Below are 18,796 nucleotides of genomic sequence, written 5' to 3'. Positions count from 1 at the left end.
GATTATTCTTCGCCTCCAATATCTGCGGTGGTTTTAGCACTCAGCCAGCGCGCTAAGATAAGTAGATTGGCGAGTTCGTCCAGTGAACCTGATGCTTGGGCGCGAAGCTGCGATTTAAGCTTATCCAGAGCTGCCTTCTTTGACTCTTTAATTTGTTCAGGTGTCTTTCCTGATTGTTCAACACTTACATTAAATTCTGCTCGCGCTAACATTCGCTCGAGTTCACTTTCTCGAATGCCTGCTAACTCTTTTTGCCCAGTTGTCCACTTCAAATGAACTGCCATTTCTCGGACCTCTTGCATGATGCGAGTTGGCATCCAACCCAGTGCAAAAGCGTGAGTGAAATCGGTCAGCGCATTTAATGTCTCATCATCATCCCAGCGACAACGCCAGGTGATCTCATGACCTGAACGAATGCCTAGATGTATGGCAAGTGCATTACGGGGCTTATGTTCTTTATTACCTTTGGCGTGTTTTTCTGCCGCGATAGCCCGAGCACGCAGTTGGCGCATAGGTTGTACAAAATGACCAATGGCTAAGCCCACGGATAAGGTTGGATAACACGTTTCACTCAGTTTCAACTCTGCTGCAATAACCTTCATCCTTTCTTTAAAATCATCGGCTAACTGTTTAGCACACGTCATTGCTTGAGCTAACGGCACAAAGGCTAATACATCATCACCACCCGCATAAATGGCATGACCGCCGTGATCTTGTAGCGTTTTGCGCACACTGGTCGCAAATTCATGCAGTGCTTTAGAAATCGCTTTTGATTGCTGTTTGCCTTCAGCCTTAGAAAGTAGATCCCCCATACGGTCGCCATCCGCTTTAAGCAAAACGCCGTAAGGTATTGGGGAGGATTTAATGGCGGGGAGCTGTTTTTGTAGCTTGTCTTTAAGATCGTGTTCAATATCGGCTTGTGTCAAACGGCTTAAAAAGAGATATTCGCCATCAAAGGGAAAGTCTGCGTATATGCCATCATTACCTTTAACTTGTGTAACATGTCCTGAGTCTAAAAGCGGTTGATACGCAACTTTTAGTCCAGCTCGCTGTTCATCACTTAAACTGTTAAGCCAACCATGCGCCACAATACGACTAAAGGGCGTAAACTGCTCCAAATTACCCGCTCGGCGTTTTACCACGCCTAAAGCATCTAACTCTTCTTCATTTGTCAGGCCCAAAAACCGCCGTTTCTGTAGCACTTGCTGATCACTTATTTTTAACTCTTTTGCGGCATTACGGGCAGTGAGTTTGTTGGTGACCGTATTATTGGCTCCATCCAAGGTGGATTTGTCTAACGCAGTAGTGCTGTCTTTCATAGGCTCAAAATTGCGTGACAACTTGCGGGCATGCAGTAACTGACCAAGACGTATTGAGGCAGCTTTATATTGGTGATTATCGAGTGAGACCCACGCCGAAAAGATTTCTAGCACATCATTTTGCTGTTGTTGCCAGCGCGCGCGGTCAATCCCTGCATTTTGCAGCTCATCTTTAGTCAATACTTCAGTAAAAATTCCGAATAATCGATCAAATGCAGCGCCCTTGGCATTTTCTAGCTTATTCTGGAGTTCCTCTTTGCTATCAGCAGAAATCACGGCTCGAATAACGTTAGCAATGTTGGCTCTCGGCTCATCAGATGATGATTGAGGCAGTAGTTCTACCTCTGGGTGTTCTGGGTTAGGAAATATCAAACAGCTATTTTGTGTTTGATGTAGCTTAAGTGCTACCGCGCGCGCCACTTCCGACAATAACCATGAACCACACCAGAGATCTTGCGCACGCCTTCCGGCTTCTATCAAACTTTGAACAGGGCCAATACTGATAGCCACTAAATAATCCGTCATTATTGTCCCTTCTCAAAAAAGTCTAAAAATGCCGAGAGTGGGTCATTGGCTCTTAACTGGCCATCTTTACCTACCATCGGTTTGATAATTTCTGCCAGCCTAGCTCGTTCGTTTACACTGGTAGGCCAATGGTTTGGCGTGCCATTCTTAGGGGGTGGGCTTAATTCTAAAAGTTCATTCAGAGCAGTTTGCCAATTGGGTAGTAATAAAGCCGCAGCTTGCCATTGATCGCCATTTTTGTAAGGACGAATAATCAATGGACTTGCCATACGCTGCGCGTCTTTTGGCAAGAGGGTCATGGTGCTAGGTTCGGTTCTACTTCGATCATTAAAATCAAAAATGATTGGCAGGCCAAAAGCGGCTCTCGGAAATACATTTCCAGCTTTATGCTCAGGTTCATGATTAGCTTTATGCTTATTGGACATTCGACGAAGTTGATCTGGCTCAGGCCAGCGACTCCGTCCTGGGCGATTTCCTTGTCCTTCATTCCGACCAAGTTCCCTGCCTTGCCGAAATTGATAAAGTAACTCTGTCGCTTTTTTCCATATGTTCTCAGCGGAGTCTGAAGATTGTTCTGTCAACGCTATTTTCCCGCTAATAGCCTCAACCTCAGTTACATCAATGGTTTTAATCTCGTCAACAACCACAGCACCAAAACCACGCCGAGTTCTTGCGCCTACGCCACCAAACGATGCCCACCAACGTAAGGACTCTTTGACTTGCTTTATCTGATCAGAGGTAATGTCGTCTTTATAGCGAATCTCAAGGACAAAGTTATAACCACTAGGTAAACAATAAGCTTCATCCGCCGCACCAAGCGCATATTTAACACCCGAACCAGCCAGTTTTTTCGAGCTAACCAAATTGCTCATAATGACATTTTTAGATATCACTCGAATTTGAACTTGGCTCGCTATAGCGGCCTTATCGCCAATCCCACCCCAAATAGCTTCTTCATTTTCTCGCATGACCTTAGGGTCTGTCGGCCCACAAGCAATGCGCCACCAAAAACGCAGTTGCCCACGAATAGCACTGGCGCGAATGGGCATGGCAGTATCAACTTTCCCCGCCTCAACTCCACCACCATACATTGGTGTGACCAAGGTACAGTGATAAGTTATCCACTCGTTTTTTGAGGGCTCTTTGTTTAGTTCATCACGCAAACCACCCAGCAACTCACCCTTTATTTGTCTTCGCATATAACGACCTTCTCCCTAAATCAAACTAAAACCAAGGCACTGTTGCAGTATTGCTTAAACCATATTTTGAAAAGGCGCTCTCGGCTTGCTGTGGAGGACTGAGCGATTGCTTGATAAAGAGTCGAAATAATTGATGGGTCGATTGGCTTTTGATTTGCACAAAGGGGAAATCGAGTTGTTTTGATAAATCTTCGGGGATTTGTAGGCAGGCTTCTTCATAACTAATTGAGCGTCGTTTCATGGCTCGACGACGTAAACTTTCTAGGTTGCTTTGCGCATGCACCCTTGAAACTAAGCAATGCTGACTGGTGTTTGGAACAACTAAAATGTCAGAAACCTGCGCATAGTCACTTAGTCCTTTTCGCCATGTTAGTTGCTCTAGCCTTTCTAACGCGGCTCGACTTCCATGTATCCTTAGGTGTTGGCCCAGGCATTTGCTAGACATTGCAGGGAAACTAATGCCGATATCCCCTTGAGAAACGTCAACCAACGCTCGATGCAATTTGCTAAACAACGCATTCATCAGTATGGGGGCCGAAAACTCGGGATCCTCCATGAGTTTAATATCCAAATAATGATCCATAACACTCCCTAGCTTTTCGGCGGTACATCCTTTATCGCAAAAATATTGTTCGAGTAAAATTCACCGTTCCCAGTAAAACAACAGTCTTGCACTAATGTAGTTGATACAATTACATATTTTTGCTCAATGAGCTAGCAGCATATGCATATCTGTGTCACAAATTATCGAGACTTATCAATGACCTTAGTGAGGTTTAGTGTTATTTCCGGTGTATTCAACACAGCTTCGCAAATTATCCAGCCGTTTTACATGCGATAAAACCACTGTTAGCCATCTTAAGCACATTTGCGGTAATCTTGGCGCAGCCTAAATAATAAGGATGCTCAAGTTGTTAGCTAAATATCTTAATAAACACAGCCGCAAACATATGGGTGATTATGTTGCAACGACAGGGAGCGGCGGATTGAAGATGCGGCCGATGACGTGTTAACCCACACATTAACCAGAATACAAACAAGAGGACAAAGGATGTACCAGATTGCGATTGTGATATTTGATGAATTTACCGATATCGATTTCTTTTTAATGCGCGATATTCTCGGCCGCACAACAACAGATTGGACAGTCAAAGTGCTCGGGACCAAACCTAGCCATAAGTCGAGTTTGGGAATGACGGTAGAAACCCATGGTCATATCGCGCAAGTCGCTGATGCTGACGTGGTATTATTCAGCAGCGGCTACAAAGGCGTACCTGCCGCACTTGCGGATCCTGAGTTTATGTCGGCCCTTAAATTAGATCCCTCGCGGCAATTACTTGGCAGTATCTGTGCGGGCTCATTCTTCTTTGCCAAGTTAGGCTTACTCGACAATATTTCGGCGACGACGCATCCCGATGCCAAACCCGCATTAGTGGCCATGGGTGTGGAGGTGGAAGACTGCGCTCTGGTGATCAATGGCAATATTGCCACTGCGGGAGGCTGCCTGTCCTCGCTCTATTTAACGGGTTGGGTTGCGGAGCGTTTATTTGACAGTGCAAAGCGCCGCGAAATTCATCGGCAACTGATCCCCGCAGGCCAAGCCGATGTGTTTGAAGCTTTAATCAAGACCTCCATTGCCTCAGCCATTCGCTAATATGGAGTGCAATCCTCTGGATGAAGGGCGCAATTATGACACTCAAAGCATTACTCAATCAGTTAAAAACTGAGCACAAGATCACCAGCGTAGTCGAACTTGCGGCGCTATTGGCGCAAGATAAGGCGCTACTTCAGCAGATCAAACAAGCGGATGCGCAGTATTGGGTCAACTTTAGCAAGCAGACGTTTGATGGTTGGTACTGCGTCGCTACGCCATCGAATGCCAGCTACCATGTGTACTATCAAGAGCGTGGACAACATTGCTGGGGAGAAGAAGTATTTAGCGATCAATACTTGGCCATCGCTACAGTGATTTTTGAGTCAGGGCTGTTTCACGCTGAATAAATACATCAGTGCTAAGCCTTAATAACTTTTGATGAATCTAGCGGCATAACAATTGATGCCAAGGCTATCTACCAAAACCGATTCAGACCCCATAACAAAGCCATCAATCTGCCGCCACTTACAATATTGATGGCTTTTCATCTGAATAACTTACTGTTAAGGTGATGTTTTTATAAGCAATTGACATTCAGATTGAGTTAGACAATGGCAGCGGAGTATTCACTATGGATTGGTTACTAATCGCCCTCGCAGGCTTACTCGGCGGTATGTTAAATGCGGTGGCGGGCGGTGGCAGCTTTATCACCCTATTTGCCCTTGTGTTTGTGGGCGTACCGCCACTGTTGGCTAACGCGACGGGCACCGCCGCCCTGCTCCCCGGCTACCTTGCCAGTGCCTGGCGTTTTCGAAAAGAGATTGAATATCCTGCAAATCTTAACCTAAAAACCCTGTGCCTGATTGCGATAGCTGGCGGATGCCTAGGCGCGGCGATTTTGCTGAGCACCAGCGAGCAAGTGTTTGCTTATCTTGTCCCTTGGTTGATTTTGCTGGCAACCCTCGCCTTTATCGCTGGACCTTGGTTACTGAAAAAACGTTTAGCCCATGCCAGCATCACCCGTGTGAATACCGTCAAGCCACTGACTGCAATGATGATTCTCTTCATCGTTTGTATTTACGGCGGCTATTTTAATGGGGGATTAGGGATTATTTTACTCGCCACCTTTGGGTTACTCGGCCAAACCCAATTACATGGGATGAACGGGCTTAAAAATTTACTCTCCGCCCTACTCACCACCATTGCCGTGGTGATTTACGCCCTAGGTAATTTGATTGACGGGCAATATCTGTTACTGCTTGCCATTATGGCGATTATTGGCGGCTATCTTGGCGCCGCGCTGGCTTATCGCATTCCCCAATCCCTGCTGCGGGGTTTTATTGTGCTTGTCGGTTTCGCTATGAGTGTGGGATTTTTTATGCGTTAACCCCTTTGCGTTAGCCTAAAATATGCAAACCTCAAGCGTCATGTATTGGCAGACTACCTGCTTAATAGAAATCTAGATACTGGATAAAACAAGGAAGCGTGATGGGCGCCATTTCAATTAGACAAGCACAGATAGCCGACCATAACGCCATGACGGCCTTACTGTTGCAGCTGGGTTATAGTGCCACTGAGGCGCAGTTACAGCAGTATCTTAATAACCCTAACAGAACCGATGAAATCTATCTCGCCGAGTCTGAGGGAGTCGTGGTTGGGTTGATAAGTATAGGGCGTGTTGGCGTTTCAGGGTTATTTTTGCAGCTATTTGGCTGACGTTTATGCAAGGCAAAGTCCGTGCAGTGTAGTTATTCTACATAAACGGACGATAACGCGGCAGAAACGGCAGCCAAATGCTGCCCGAAGGGTTCGTCTGGCAAGCACTTGCTCTTTGTCACTCGTCATTTGAGTAGAATAACTACACATCATTCCTCGTTTCGCGAGCACGTGCTTGCCAGAACGAACAAAATTTAATCTCGAAACGTCAACACGCCCTAATCTTTTTGATTATTTTCCCTCGCAGCAACACATCTGCCGCATTACTGCTTTAGTGGTGGCTGAGGCCAGTCGAGGCTTAGGTGTGGGGACGCAACTAATTGATTTTGCGAAATCGAGGGCAAGTGAACGAGGTTGTCGCCAGCTTGAGGTCACCACCTCTATGCGCCGCGAGCAGACACAGACTTACTACGAGTCCATTGGCTTTGAGAAAACCTCCTTTCGCTATATTCAAGCTCTTGAAGTTAACCCAAAGTAAGTTTGCCCAAATAAAATAGGCGCTTAAGTGTACTTAAGCGCCTATTTTGGCTAAGCGTTCGCGAGGGATTAATCTTGCGCTAATTCCTTTTCTAATTGCTGGGCAATCGCTTCTGGCGAGCCGCTATTACGGGCAAAAAGACCGTAGGCAGTTGGGATCACATAAATGGTAAACAGCGTCGCCAGCATAATACCCGCAAGCACCACTACGCCAATCACAAAGCGGGTTTCAGCACCTGCGCCCGTTGCCAAAACCAGAGGGACGGCGCCTGCGGCAGTGGTAATCCCCGTCATCAGGATAGGCCGTAAACGCTGGCATGAGGCTTGGATAATGGCGCGGTCAAAATCGACGCCCTTATCCCGCAACTGGTTGGCAAATTCGACGATCAGAATACCGTTTTTCGCCGCCAAACCGACCAGCATAATAATCCCAATCTGACTGTAGATATTAAGGCTCTGCCCCGTAAACCACAGCCCTATCAAGGCGCCAACCGTGGCAAGCGGTACCGTCAGCATAATCACCATAGGGTGAATATAGCTTTCAAACTGCGCCGCTAATACCAGGAACACAATCCCAAGCGCCAACAGGAACACAAAGTACATTGAGCTGCCAGACTCTTGATAATCCAGCGATTGTCCCTTGTAGCTGATGACTGCTTCCGCAGGCAAGTAAGCTCGCGCCACTTGATTGAGGTAATCCAGCGCTTCGCCTAGGCTATAACCATCCGCCAAGCTGGCCTCAATGGTAATCGCCCGCATACGGTTGTAGCGGTTAAGGGAGCTAGCATCGGCAAACTCTTCTACCGTAACTAAGTTGGATAATGGGATCAGCTCCTTCGTCCGTTCGGAGCGAACATAGATATTTTGCAGATCGGCCGCGGTATTTTGGTTACTGCGCTCCCCTTCCACAATCACATCATACTCTTCGCCATCACGCATAAAGGTGGTGACAAGGCGCGAACCTAACATAGATTCTAAGGTGCGACCGATATTAGAAATTGACACCCCTAGGCTTGCTGCCCTGTCTCTGTCAATCACCACTCTAAGCTGCGGTTTGGTCTCTTTATAATCGTGGTCAAGGCCAAGCAGTTTAGGATTTTCCGCCACCTTTTCCATCATAATATCCCGCCAAGCAGCGAGTTCCTCATAGCTTGGACCACCAATAACAAATTGCACCGGTTTGCCCACGCCACGGCCAAAGGCTTGACGCATCACAGGGAAGGCCTGCACACCGGCTAAATCCGCGAGGCGCTTGTTAATATCGCCAATCACTTCTTTCATAGGACGACGTTGCCCCCAATCCTCGAGCACAATAATCGCCATACCGTTAGAGAAGTCTGCCGCACGGCCAAAGCCACGGGGCGCACGAATGAGCAAACGCTTGATATCCCCCGAATCCACCAATGGCATTAGGCGGCTTTCCACCTCAGTCATATAGGATTCGATATACTCGTAACTCGCCCCCTGAGGCCCGTTAATCATTAAAAATAATGAGCCTCGATCCTCCTGCGGTGCAAATTCCTGCGGTACTTTTTGGGCAAGAAACACACTACTACCGAGCGCAATCAACACGATAACGGACATCAGCACTGGTTTTGCCATGGCGCTCTCTAGCGAGCTTTGATAGCGACGGGAAATGCCCGTCATAATGCTATCAACCTTACGCACTAGCCATGAGTCCTGCGACGCTGGTTTAAGCAGCTTAGAGCACATCATCGGGCTTAGGGTCAACGCCACGATACTGGAGAAAATCACCGCCGCACTCATGGCCACCGCAAACTCCTTAAAGAGCTTGCCTAAGTCTCCTTCGAGGAACGTGATCGGCATAAATACCGCCACTAACACTAAGGTAGTGGCAATGACCGCAAAGGCGACTTCACGGGCACCCAAAAACGCCGCTTTTAAGGGGGAATCCCCTTCTTCGATACGGCGGTGAATGTTTTCCAACATCACAATCGCATCGTCCACCACCATACCGATGGCGAGGATCATCGCGAGCAGCGTCAACAGGTTGATTGTATATCCCAAGGCATAGAGCACGATAAACGTGCCGAGCAAAGAAACAGGCACCGTAATTGCGGGGATTAACATGGCACGCACGCTGCCAAGGAATAGATAAATCACAATAATCACTAAGATCATTGCGGTAAACAGCGTTTGATACACCTCTTTGATCGAGGCTTCGATAAACACTGAGCTATCGTAGCTACGCTTAATCGACATTCCCGCTGGTAATGTAGGATTGATTTTATCGACTAACGCATTAACGGCGCGGGCCACTTCTAAGGTGTTGGCGGTCGACTGTTTCGACACCCCAAGGCCAATCATGGCCTCCTTGTTGCCGCGGAACATAATGCGCTCTTCTTCCGAGCCAATGTCCACCTTAGCTACGTCACCAAGCTTGACTAAATAACCATCTTCTCCTTGAGCAATCACCAGATTGGCAAAATCCTCAGCGCTGCGATAACTTCGCTCTAAACGCACGGTAAAGTGGCGCTCCTTGGATTCAAGCGAACCTGCTGGTAACTCGACGTTTTCAGCCCTAAGTGCGGCTTCAACATCGGCCACCGTGAGGCTTCTGGATGCAAGGGCTTGTCTATCGAGCCAGATGCGCATGGCGTAAACCTTGCCCCCACCGATACGGATCATCGACACCCCGTCAACCACCGACAGACGGTCGGATAAATAGCGACGGGTATAATCGGTTAGCTCTAATGTGGTCATTTGATCCGACACTAAGTTGAGCCACATAATCACTTCATCGCCACCGTTGGCTTTTTGTACCTCTGGGGGATCGGCTTCTTCGGGTAAGTTATCTAATAGACCCGAAATTCTATCGCGTACATCGTTGGCCGCATCCTCAATATTACGACTAATATCAAACTCTAAGGTCACCTGTGAGCGACCATCGCTGCTCGATGAACTCACATGGCGAATGCCTTCGACGCCGCTGATCCTGTCTTCTATCAGCTGAGTAATGCGACTCTCAACTACCGCAGCACTAGCGCCGCGATAGTTGGTTTCAATCGAGACAATCGGCGGGTCGATATTGGGGTATTCCCGCAGCGGTAATTTATCAAATGCGACTAAACCAAAGGCCACCAGCAATAGGCTAATGACCGAGGCAAATACTGGCCGTTTAACGGAAAGATCGGTCAGGATCATACGCTTGGCTCCGTATTAGCATCGGAAAGATAGCTAAATTTTTCAGCCAGTTGGGTCTTTACCACATCACCAGGATGCACCTTAAGCAGGCCGCGGATCACCACATTTTCACCAATCGCTAAGCCATCGGTAATTTCTACCCAGCCACGGGTACGAACTCCAATAGTGACTTGCTTACGCTCGATGACATTGTCTTTATTCACACTGTAAACAAAGTGTTCTTTCTGAATTGGGATAATCGCCGACTCAGGCAACATTAGCGCCTCGCGGCTGCGTTTGATGAGTTTGACCTTCATCAGCATCCCAGGCAGTAAGCGTAAATCTGGATTTGGGATTTCGGCGCGTACAATCACGGCACGGGTGGTTGGGTTAACACGGCTATCGATGGAAATCACTTTGCCTTTAAAGATTTCATCAGGGAAAGCCACGGCTTTTGCTTCAACAAGCTTGCCGGGCTGCAAGTCTTGAATAAAACGCTCTGGCACTGAGAAATCTAATTTAATCTTAGAGATATCATCGAGCGTGGTGATCTCAGTACCCGGTGTCACTAAACTACCCACGCTCACTTGGCGCAGGCCTAAACGGCCATTAAAGGGGGCGATAATACTGCGATCATTGAGGGAAGATTGTGCCTGCTCTAACTCGGCGCGGGCCGTATCGATTAAGGTTTGCAGGCGGTCACGCTCTAATTCTGCCACTGTTCGACTGGTGACAAGCGAACTAATCCGCGCCAATTCACGCTGATTGTCACTCACTTTCACCTGCGCCACTTTCACTTTGGCTATCTGCTCGGCATTTTGCAGTTGCACCAATAAATCGCCCTTTTTGACAATATCGCCATCATCAAACTTTAATGAGGTCACCACATCAGTGACTTTGGGCGTAATGGTGACGGACTCAAATGCCTTATTTGTGCCAATAGCTTCCACTTCGTCTCGAACTTGTGCCATAGAAGCGGTGGCGATAACCACATTAGGGGTGAGCTTAACTTTTGCTTGCTGCTGCTCTTGAGGTTGCATAGCTTGATATCCAAACCATGCCGCTGCCAAAATAGCGATGATAATTATGATTTTTTTCATCTGGCTTCCAAATGATGACTCGCATTAGTGACGGCTAGTTTACCCACTCGCATCATTGCATCAATACGTTTTACTTTTTCTTACAAATTACGCTGAGCGCGCAAAATTTGTAATAACGCTGCGGACAAGTCGAAAAACACCACAGAGGTGAAGAATGCAATACGATAAATGGCAATTTAAGCGGATTGTTTCAAAATAACTTACAAATTAAGCGGTTTAATCTAAAACCATAATATAACTATTGATATTACCTAGAAATATTCTGATACATCATGCTGTATCGTCCTAGAGCAATAGGCTGAATTGCAGACACAAAAAAGGGCGATAAATCGCCCTTTTTGACTGAGGTGGAATTAACGCAGTTTGCGCTCTTCTTTCATCAGATTCGACAATGATTCATACACCTTGGCGACAACGTCATTCGATAACGGCTGATCTTCAGCGTCACGAAGCAAAATCTTAGTCTCATCAGGGGTATCACCGTCTTGTAAGAGTAAACGGTAGCTACCTTCTTTTAAGGACAATTGATTGTCGTTCCACAATGAACTCCAGAAACCTGAGTTATCGGTAAACTTGATAAAGTACAGGCCTTTAGCACTGTCCATATCTGAAATTTCAAAGCCCATTTCTGGCAATACTATACGCAGACGATCCCACACTTGCTTATAGGAAGCCTTAGCAGACCAATATGCAGCACCCTCTTCTGGCGTGACCAAATCAACATTGATCCCTAAGGTCTGCTTTAAGCGGTTTGCTTGAATGGTTTGCTCACGCTTAACGCTCATATAAGCAATGGCACTGTTAAGCATATCGATGGTGTAACGCTGCTTATCCTCACCACTGAGCATTACATCCTGCTCTTTACCATCGTAAAACTCTTCGTGTTCTACTAAGTGAATAACGATATTAGCGGTACGGCCGTGCGGACGGGTTTCGATATCGAAGCGATAACGCTGACGCAGCAGATATTCTTTATCTGAACCCCATAAACTTGACTCCAACACCTCTCGGCTTTCAATCCAATCGGTTTCAATGTTGCCTTTATCATAGTCGCGACTACGAACAGGGATCGCTTGCTTCGCTAAGAATCCATCTAAGTTAGCGAAAATCTCTTGCTTAAGATCGACACTGTTATCAATCGATTCAACCACAATCTTAATGTTATCGCTGCCCTCTTCCACATGCGTACCTTCTGCCATTGGCAAAACTTGCAGTGGTGGGCGGATATCAAGGTTTTTACCAACAAGCGCAGGATTTGCTTTAGCGCCGATTGCCGGAACCTCGTATTCTTTGTTGTAAGGCGGCGTTTTCAATCCCTCAGGGATCTTTAGCATTGGCGCTTGCTCAGCCTGAACATAGTCTTCAGCACCGTTGGCTTGGCGACGCTCTAATGGCGAACTACAAGCTGCAACAGCAGCAACTAAGAACAGTGGAGTGACTTTCTTTAACATTAATTATTTAACCTCTATCTGGGCACGAGTCATTGCATCTAACAACAGACCATGACATTGCTCAGAAAGTTCAGTCAAAGGTAAACGAATATGGCCACACTGAATCAACCCCATAAGATGGGCTGCCCATTTCACTGGGATAGGATTTGCTTCGCAAAACAGTGTGCTATATAAACCACGTAGTGGCTCGTCGATACTTGCGGCTAATTCGGCGTTGCCCGCCAATGCGGCGTCGCACATAGCTTTAAAGGCTTTTGGCACTATGTTGTTGGCAACCGAAATCACCCCGTTACCCCCAAGGAGCAAAAACTCTCTCGCTGTCGCATCATCACCGCTGTAAAGCATAAAGTCATTGCCGCAAAGTTCACGTAGTCGTTTAACCCGTGATACATCACCCGTGGCTTCTTTTACACCAATAATATTGCTCACGCTCACTAACTCGGCCACGGTTTCAGGCTTCATATCAACCGCGGTGCGCCCAGGAACGTTATAGAGAATTTGGGGAATATCTGTGCTGGCCGCCACGGCTTTATAGTGGGCCACTAAGCCCTTTGGCGTCGGTTTATTGTAGTAAGGTGTTACGCCTAACATGGCGTCAACCCCGACTTTAGATAAGGACTTGGTGAGTTCGATAGCTTCTGCTGTCGCATTCGCACCATTGCCACCAATAACAGGGATACGACCTGCGACAAACTTAACGGTTTGAGCGACCACGGCAACGTGCTCATTCATTGGCAGAGTCGCTGACTCACCGGTGGTACCCACGGCAACGATGGCGTCTGTGCCTTGGTCAATATGGAATTCGACTAACCTTTCAAGACTTGCAAAATCTACTGAGCCATCACTGTTCATTGGCGTGATTAAGGCTACGATGCTTCCGTTTATCATCTGACTTCCCCAAAATTTCAGGATTCGCTATGGTACTGATGCCAACCATTAATGACAAGCACTAACGGGGGTCTCAAATTGATTTAGTTATGGTAGCATTACATCCCGCACAAAAACTCGGCGCTCGGTCTCGAGTTTTCGCTCTATGATATCGAAAAAGTGAGGACAATTCATGACCAATTTCCTGGTCGTAACTGCAATGGGCGTAGACCGTCCTGGACTCGTAAGTAAACTAGCTCGGCTTGCCAGTGACTGTGACTGCGATATCGTCGACAGCCGTATGGCATTATTTGGTAACGAATTTACCTTAATCATGATGTTGTCAGGTTCGTGGGCATCCATAACGAAAATTGAAAGCTTGCTCCCGAGTCTCAGTGTTGAATTAGAACTGATGACAGTGATGAAGCGTACCTCTAAGCACACGCCGCAAAATTACCTTTCGCGCCTTGAAGTGCGCTTTACTGGTAAAGATCAGCGCGGCACGATGAAATCCATCACCCAGTTTCTTGCCGACCGCTCCTTAGACTTGGCGGCAGTACGCTCCTTCTCTGAAGAGCTTGAAAATGGCGAGCAAACGCAAACTATTTCATTAACCATCAATATTCCTGAAAAAGTTGAACTAGAAAAGCTCGAAAAGAGTATCTATCAACTCTCCGAGGAGATGGCACTGGATTGCACCATTAGACGCATGGAAGGCACGACCTCAAGAAACGACAGAGGATAATAGATGAATACCTTAACCGCTGGTGCCAAAGCGCCACTTTTTACCTTACAAAATCAACAGGGTAACGCTGTTTCACTACAAGAATGCTTAACGCGTGGTCCCGTTTTAGTCTATTTTTACCCTAAAGCGTCAACCCCTGGCTGCACAGTACAAGCCTGCGGTTTACGTGATAGCAAAGCTGAACTCGACAGCCACAAAGTAACCGTCCTCGGCATTAGCCCAGATCCTGTGGCTAAATTAGCTAAGTTTGCTGAAAAACAATCACTTAACTTTACCCTACTCAGCGATGAAGACCACAGCGTTGCTGATGCCTTTGGCGTGTGGGGCGAAAAGAAATTTATGGGTAAAGTCTATGATGGAATCCATAGGTTAAGTTTCCTCATCAACACCGATGGCACTATTGCCCATGTGTTCGATAAGTTTAAAACCAGCGACCATCATCAAGTGGTGCTGGCAGAGATTGCAGCGCAGTAATAGCCGCTAAATGGTATAGCAAGGGATTTTCTGACTAATTGCCAACGGCTCGGTTTAGAAATTTCAGTTTTAATTGCCCAAAAAAACCGCAAGCAAACATAAAATGGCCCGAAATCAGGGCCATTTTTGATGAAAAATTTTCAGCTTGTGGCGAATAAATCCTCTAATCACACCGCAACTTTAGCAGTCGCTTATTCAAGTGAATCACCAACTCAATTCAGGGAAACGATTATAGGAATACAGGCAGTAACTCTTCAGTTTGAAGCTGTTGATAGTGATTAAAATCAATCTGACAGCCATGCTCAGTCACGATTGAACCATGCGCTAAACATACATGCTCAGGAAATCCAGCAGTCATAAGCGGCTGGTTAAAACGGATGAGATCCCAACTTGAAGGCATAAATAGCTTAATCATTTGTGCAACAAGGGGATAGGGATAAACAGCCAAATCCAGATTAGTCTCAAAGCTGACGTAGGAGTTATCTCCCGGCCCTATCGATGGCGTGATATGCAAGGTAACATAGTCAGCCCCACGTATCCCATTTAACGAAAATCCCGCAGGCTGAAAACAGTGCATATCAAATTGAAAATCAGGGAAAAGTCGCTGCAATCCTAAGCGTTGATAAATCCCCTGCTCGGTTTGTGTGGGCAACTTGAGGTAATCAGCCAACTCGCCACGGATATGGTACATCATCAGTTCAAGGCAGGTATCATACGTTGACGACATAGGTTGGCCGTCAGTGCAAAACAAATTGTCAGTACAAAACAAATAGTGATGATGTGAATCTAAGTGACCAACTCGAAAGGCTTTTCCGGGGATCAAGGTCCGTAATTTCGCAATATCGTCAGCAAAGTGCGTGCTTTGTAGCTGGGCTTGGTATTCATTCTTACGCTGATAACAGAGCGCGGCAATGTGCTCCACCCCTACGGCATGAATAAAATGGTAGACGGCTTCAACTAGGGTGCTATTGCCGCAGGTAAGAAGCAGAATTTTATCATCCCAGACGAACAGACTGGATTCACTCAGCAGATAAGCATCGCAGGCAGGATTACGGATTGTTGACAGGATTTCCGCATTGGCACAGGCGACCAAGGTTGACCAAAAGCCGTACTCTCGTTGGCGCAGTGATGCCATATTGGAAGTGAGTCTGATCTCAAGCTTTTTTTCCGCGCCTTCAAAAAACATCAAGCCGTTCGCCTCATCTTATCCCTGTGTTTGGGCATCTAATCTATTGGTATATCAGTCATTCATGGCTCGCTTGCAACGTTGACTTAAATGTATGCACGCATTTTAAGACTGATAACCCATCAATTTTGCGCGGCTATTTTTACACGACTAGCGCCGCAATAAAACCACCGCGCTTGCTTTTACAAGGTGACAGCCTTGCAACGCACTCACCTTTACAACTCGCTAGCAAAAATAATAGGCTATAAAAAACAAAAGTCAGCCTAAGTGTCCCTAGGCTGACTTTTTTAACACACTCAATATTAAGAAAAATCTTCTAAATAAGTGTAACCTTTTAGGCCCACTTGTAATTCTTCTAAAATTTGTGCGCGTTCATCCTCAACAATATGCTGGTTGACTAACTCTTCGTAAGTCCGCATAAAGTCAACGGCATCTAAGTTAACATAGCGTAATACGTCAGCGACTGTGTCACCGGCAAGTACCGATTCAATATTGGTCATACCGTTTTCTTCAATGCTGACAACGGCCGAGTTAGTGTCGCCAAATAAGTTGTGCATATCCCCTAAAATCTCTTGATATGCCCCCACCATAAAGAAGCCGATCAAATACGGGCTTTCAGCACTCCACGCTGGTACTGGTAGCGTAGTTTCAATCCCTTGGCCGTCTACATATTGATCCACAATACCGTCAGAGTCACAGGTGATGTCCAGCATCACAGCGCGGCGCTCCGGCGCTTTGTCTAAACCAGACAATGGCAGCACAGGGAAAACCTGATCGATACCCCAAGCATCCGGTAAGGATTGGAATAATGAGAAGTTAACGAAGAACTTATCGGCTAACTTTTCATTTAACTCATCAATAATCGGTCTGTGGTAACGGTTTTTGGTGCTTAACAAACCTTGAACTTCGTGACATACACGTAGGTTAGCCTGCTCAGCCCACGCACGTTCTGCCAAGCTTAATTGGCCTAAGGCAAACAATGATTGCGCTTCTTGCAGGTCACTTTGGCTATCATGATAAATCTCAATCAAGGCACGTTGATCGGCACGACCACTCAGCTCAGTCCAAGATTGCCACATGTTGTGCAGCAGCTGCGGCGATTCTTCCGCTGGCGGCTGGATATCTTCAACCTGATAAGCTTCTGTGCCAATCACATCGGTGATCAGTACCGCATGGTGCGCCGTTAAGTGACGGCCAGATTCTGAAATAATACGTGGCATTGGTTGCTCGTACTCATTACAGATATCGGTAAGCACATTGACGATGTTGTTCGCGTATTCGCTTAAACCATAGTTCATTGAGTTATTACTTTGGCTACGAGTGCCGTCGTAATCCACCGCTAAACCACCGCCGACGTCGAAGCAGTTGATGCTGGCACCTAACTCACGTAATTCACAGTAGAAACGCGCCGCTTCGCTCACACCTTGACGAATATCGCGGATATTGGCGATTTGCGAACCTAAGTGAAAGTGCAATAATTGCAGCGAATCCAACATATCGCTTTGTTTTAACTGGTCAACTACAGTCAAAATCTGCGCCGCAGATAAACCAAACTTAGACTTTTCGCCACCGCTGGCTTGCCACTTGCCTTTTCCTTGGAATGCAAGGCGAGCACGTAACCCTAAGCGAGGTTTCACCCCTAAACGCTCAGACTCGGCCAGTACCATCTTCAGCTCAGACAGTTTTTCTAAAACGATATAGACCTTATGGCCTAACTTTTCACCAATTAAGGCTAAACGAATGTATTCGTTATCTTTGTAACCGTTACATACGATCACTGAACTGGCTTTTTGCGCCATGGCGAGTACGGCCATTAATTCAGGCTTACTGCCGGCTTCTAGGCCTAATTGTGGAACTTCTTTTGATGCTTGGCTCGCAAGGATCTCTTCTACCACAGTTTTTTGTTGGTTTACTTTAATGGGGTAAACCAGCAAATAGTCCGCCTGATACTCATATTTTTGTATCGCTTGGTCGAATGCTTGGCACAAACTGTTCACTCTGTGGTGCAGAATTTGCGGGAAACGAACTAATACAGGTAAAGCGACCCCTGCTTTAACCATGTCTTTTGCTAGCTCATTTAAGCCAATCTTGTGATCAGGATTCTTAGGATCCGGCGACACTGTCACCTCACCTTGGTCGCTGATCCCATAAAACCCTTGGCTCCAGTGGGTAACGTTGTACCCAGCACGAGCAGCATCAATAGACCAATCATTCATTTTTATTTAGCCCGTCTATAAAAAAATGGGTTAAACGGTCAGTGCAACATTGCAAGACCGCCCGTTCGACAAACCCAGGTAAACCATATAGTTACCTGACATACAGTTAGGATGAATTCACCCTAATTTGTGCAGCAAAATCAACCCAGCTTAGGCGACATTGATGCGATTTCCCTTAACGCAACCGGGATTAACCCGATACTCTTTTACCTTGGCGATAACAAGATGGTGTTTATATCCCCCTTTATCGCCATAGGTCTTTCACCCAATGGCATTAACCATAACGCGCTTTGAGGTTAAAAAACACTCAAAACCTTAAGCTTAAGCGTTGCGTCTCCGCTCAATATGCCTCTCTCTAAAAACGAGGTGCCGATTAAGTGGATAAACAATAGGTAACACTAAGGATAAACATTAGGTATTAAGCGGCAAGGCATCACCAAGCACACCTAACACTAGGTGAGATTATTGTAACAGGGGACTGTTGGCTTCTTCGCGGCCAGAGTTGATACGGATTAACGTGAGATGTTTAAGGCTAGTATCGTCATAGGGAACAACGATTGAGCGCTGGCATTGAGATGCTTTTAGGCAAAGAGCAAAAAATGGATGCTTGTGCATTAGCTAAACAATTCCTCTTAACCCCATGTAACCATTATAAATTGTACGTTACACGGTGAATGACCTGTGAACCATAAAATCATTACAACTCACGTAATATTTGTCATGTCTGTAACGAGCGAAGTCGTTAAACGGCGCAATTAAACCGCGCAATGTCACAGAATGCAA

The 18,796-nt window shown here is 46.5% G+C and carries 17 protein-coding genes and 1 pseudogene; 8 read left to right on the top strand and 10 right to left on the bottom strand.

All coding sequences use genetic code 11. The features are described 5' to 3' along the window. Nucleotides 1-2: 2 nt before the first annotated feature. Genes cas10 through cas6f form a run of 3 tightly spaced genes read right to left on the bottom strand, consistent with a single transcriptional unit; the run spans nt 3 to nt 3,626 of the window. The gene (gene cas10 / locus MMG82_RS16530; protein WP_241407121.1) at nt 3-1,844 is read right to left on the bottom strand and encodes a type III-B CRISPR-associated protein Cas10/Cmr2; all 1,842 of its coding nucleotides are present in this window, start codon (nt 1,842-1,844) and stop codon (nt 3-5) included. After that, complete coding sequence (gene cmr1 / locus MMG82_RS16525) at nt 1,844-3,043, bottom strand: type III-B CRISPR module RAMP protein Cmr1 (RefSeq protein WP_241407120.1); 1,200 nt, start codon at nt 3,041-3,043, stop codon at nt 1,844-1,846. The genes cas10 and cmr1 overlap by 1 nt, the downstream gene beginning before the upstream one ends. Before the next feature lie 25 nt (nt 3,044-3,068). Beyond that, nucleotides 3,069-3,626, bottom strand: a complete 558-nt coding sequence (gene cas6f / locus MMG82_RS16520) for a type I-F CRISPR-associated endoribonuclease Cas6/Csy4 (protein WP_241407119.1) — start codon at nt 3,624-3,626, stop codon at nt 3,069-3,071. 468 nt (nt 3,627-4,094) lie between these two features. On the opposite strand from cas6f, the gene MMG82_RS16515 reads away from it, so the two are divergent. The 5 genes and pseudogenes from MMG82_RS16515 to MMG82_RS16495 form a co-directional block, all read left to right on the top strand. Then, a complete protein-coding gene (locus MMG82_RS16515) occupies nt 4,095-4,697 on the top strand; it encodes a DJ-1/PfpI family protein (protein ID WP_241407118.1) in 603 nt (200 codons plus the stop codon). A 35-nt stretch (nt 4,698-4,732) separates the two neighbouring features. Further along, nucleotides 4,733-5,044, top strand: a complete 312-nt coding sequence (locus MMG82_RS16510) for a hypothetical protein (RefSeq protein WP_037417593.1) — start codon at nt 4,733-4,735, stop codon at nt 5,042-5,044. Between the two features lie 224 nt (nt 5,045-5,268). Continuing rightward, complete coding sequence (locus MMG82_RS16505) at nt 5,269-6,024, top strand: sulfite exporter TauE/SafE family protein (RefSeq protein WP_241407117.1); 756 nt, start codon at nt 5,269-5,271, stop codon at nt 6,022-6,024. Between the two features lie 101 nt (nt 6,025-6,125). Then, nucleotides 6,126-6,353: a hypothetical protein gene (locus tag MMG82_RS16500; protein ID WP_144346054.1), complete on the top strand. Its 228-nt coding sequence runs from the start codon at nt 6,126-6,128 to the stop codon at nt 6,351-6,353. 226 nt (nt 6,354-6,579) lie between these two features. Continuing rightward, nucleotides 6,580-6,831 (top strand): annotated as a pseudogene (locus MMG82_RS16495) (GNAT family N-acetyltransferase); the annotation flags it as partial. Between the two features lie 68 nt (nt 6,832-6,899). Here MMG82_RS16495 and MMG82_RS16490 read toward each other — a convergent pair. The 4 genes from MMG82_RS16490 to dapA form a co-directional block, all read right to left on the bottom strand. Then, complete coding sequence (locus tag MMG82_RS16490) at nt 6,900-9,995, bottom strand: efflux RND transporter permease subunit (RefSeq protein ID WP_047536097.1); 3,096 nt, start codon at nt 9,993-9,995, stop codon at nt 6,900-6,902. Further along, nucleotides 9,992-11,074, bottom strand: a complete 1,083-nt coding sequence (locus tag MMG82_RS16485; RefSeq protein WP_069454753.1) for an efflux RND transporter periplasmic adaptor subunit — start codon at nt 11,072-11,074, stop codon at nt 9,992-9,994. Before MMG82_RS16485 ends, MMG82_RS16490 begins: the two co-directional genes overlap by 4 nt. A gap of 353 nt (nt 11,075-11,427) precedes the next feature. Beyond that, on the bottom strand, nt 11,428-12,525 hold the full coding sequence (gene bamC, locus MMG82_RS16480) for an outer membrane protein assembly factor BamC (protein ID WP_037417567.1): 1,098 nt from the start codon (nt 12,523-12,525) through the stop codon (nt 11,428-11,430). 3 nt (nt 12,526-12,528) lie between these two features. Further along, nucleotides 12,529-13,413 carry a 4-hydroxy-tetrahydrodipicolinate synthase gene (dapA, locus tag MMG82_RS16475; RefSeq protein ID WP_241407116.1) on the bottom strand — a complete coding sequence of 295 codons (885 nt, stop codon included), beginning with the start codon at nt 13,411-13,413 and terminating at the stop codon, nt 12,529-12,531. A 172-nt stretch (nt 13,414-13,585) separates the two neighbouring features. On the opposite strand from dapA, the gene MMG82_RS16470 reads away from it, so the two are divergent. Next, on the top strand, nt 13,586-14,137 hold the full coding sequence (locus MMG82_RS16470) for an ACT domain-containing protein (RefSeq protein WP_037417572.1): 552 nt from the start codon (nt 13,586-13,588) through the stop codon (nt 14,135-14,137). Between the two features lie 3 nt (nt 14,138-14,140). Continuing rightward, nucleotides 14,141-14,611, top strand: a complete 471-nt coding sequence (gene bcp / locus MMG82_RS16465) for a thioredoxin-dependent thiol peroxidase (RefSeq protein WP_047536092.1) — start codon at nt 14,141-14,143, stop codon at nt 14,609-14,611. A 229-nt stretch (nt 14,612-14,840) separates the two neighbouring features. On the opposite strand, the gene MMG82_RS16460 is transcribed toward bcp, so the two are convergent. Next, on the bottom strand, nt 14,841-15,797 hold the full coding sequence (locus tag MMG82_RS16460; RefSeq protein WP_241407133.1) for an S-adenosylmethionine decarboxylase proenzyme: 957 nt from the start codon (nt 15,795-15,797) through the stop codon (nt 14,841-14,843). A 302-nt stretch (nt 15,798-16,099) separates the two neighbouring features. Beyond that, nucleotides 16,100-18,013, bottom strand: a complete 1,914-nt coding sequence (speA, locus tag MMG82_RS16455) for a biosynthetic arginine decarboxylase (protein ID WP_037417405.1) — start codon at nt 18,011-18,013, stop codon at nt 16,100-16,102. A gap of 129 nt (nt 18,014-18,142) precedes the next feature. Between speA and MMG82_RS16450 the strand changes: the two genes are divergently transcribed. Further along, nucleotides 18,143-18,307, top strand: a complete 165-nt coding sequence (locus MMG82_RS16450; protein ID WP_156143174.1) for a hypothetical protein — start codon at nt 18,143-18,145, stop codon at nt 18,305-18,307. Nucleotides 18,308-18,475: 168 nt separating this feature from the next. Here MMG82_RS16450 and MMG82_RS16445 read toward each other — a convergent pair whose 3' ends face one another. Then, nucleotides 18,476-18,628, bottom strand: coding sequence for a hypothetical protein (locus tag MMG82_RS16445; RefSeq protein ID WP_011071981.1), 153 nt, complete (start codon nt 18,626-18,628; stop codon nt 18,476-18,478). Nucleotides 18,629-18,796 lie beyond the last annotated feature (168 nt).

This window comes from Shewanella sp. MM_2022_3, from assembly GCF_022557375.1.
Lineage (GTDB): Bacteria > Pseudomonadota > Gammaproteobacteria > Enterobacterales > Shewanellaceae > Shewanella > Shewanella xiamenensis.
The sequence above is the reverse complement of the archived record's forward strand: the minus strand, read 5'-3'. Positions and strand labels throughout refer to the sequence as shown.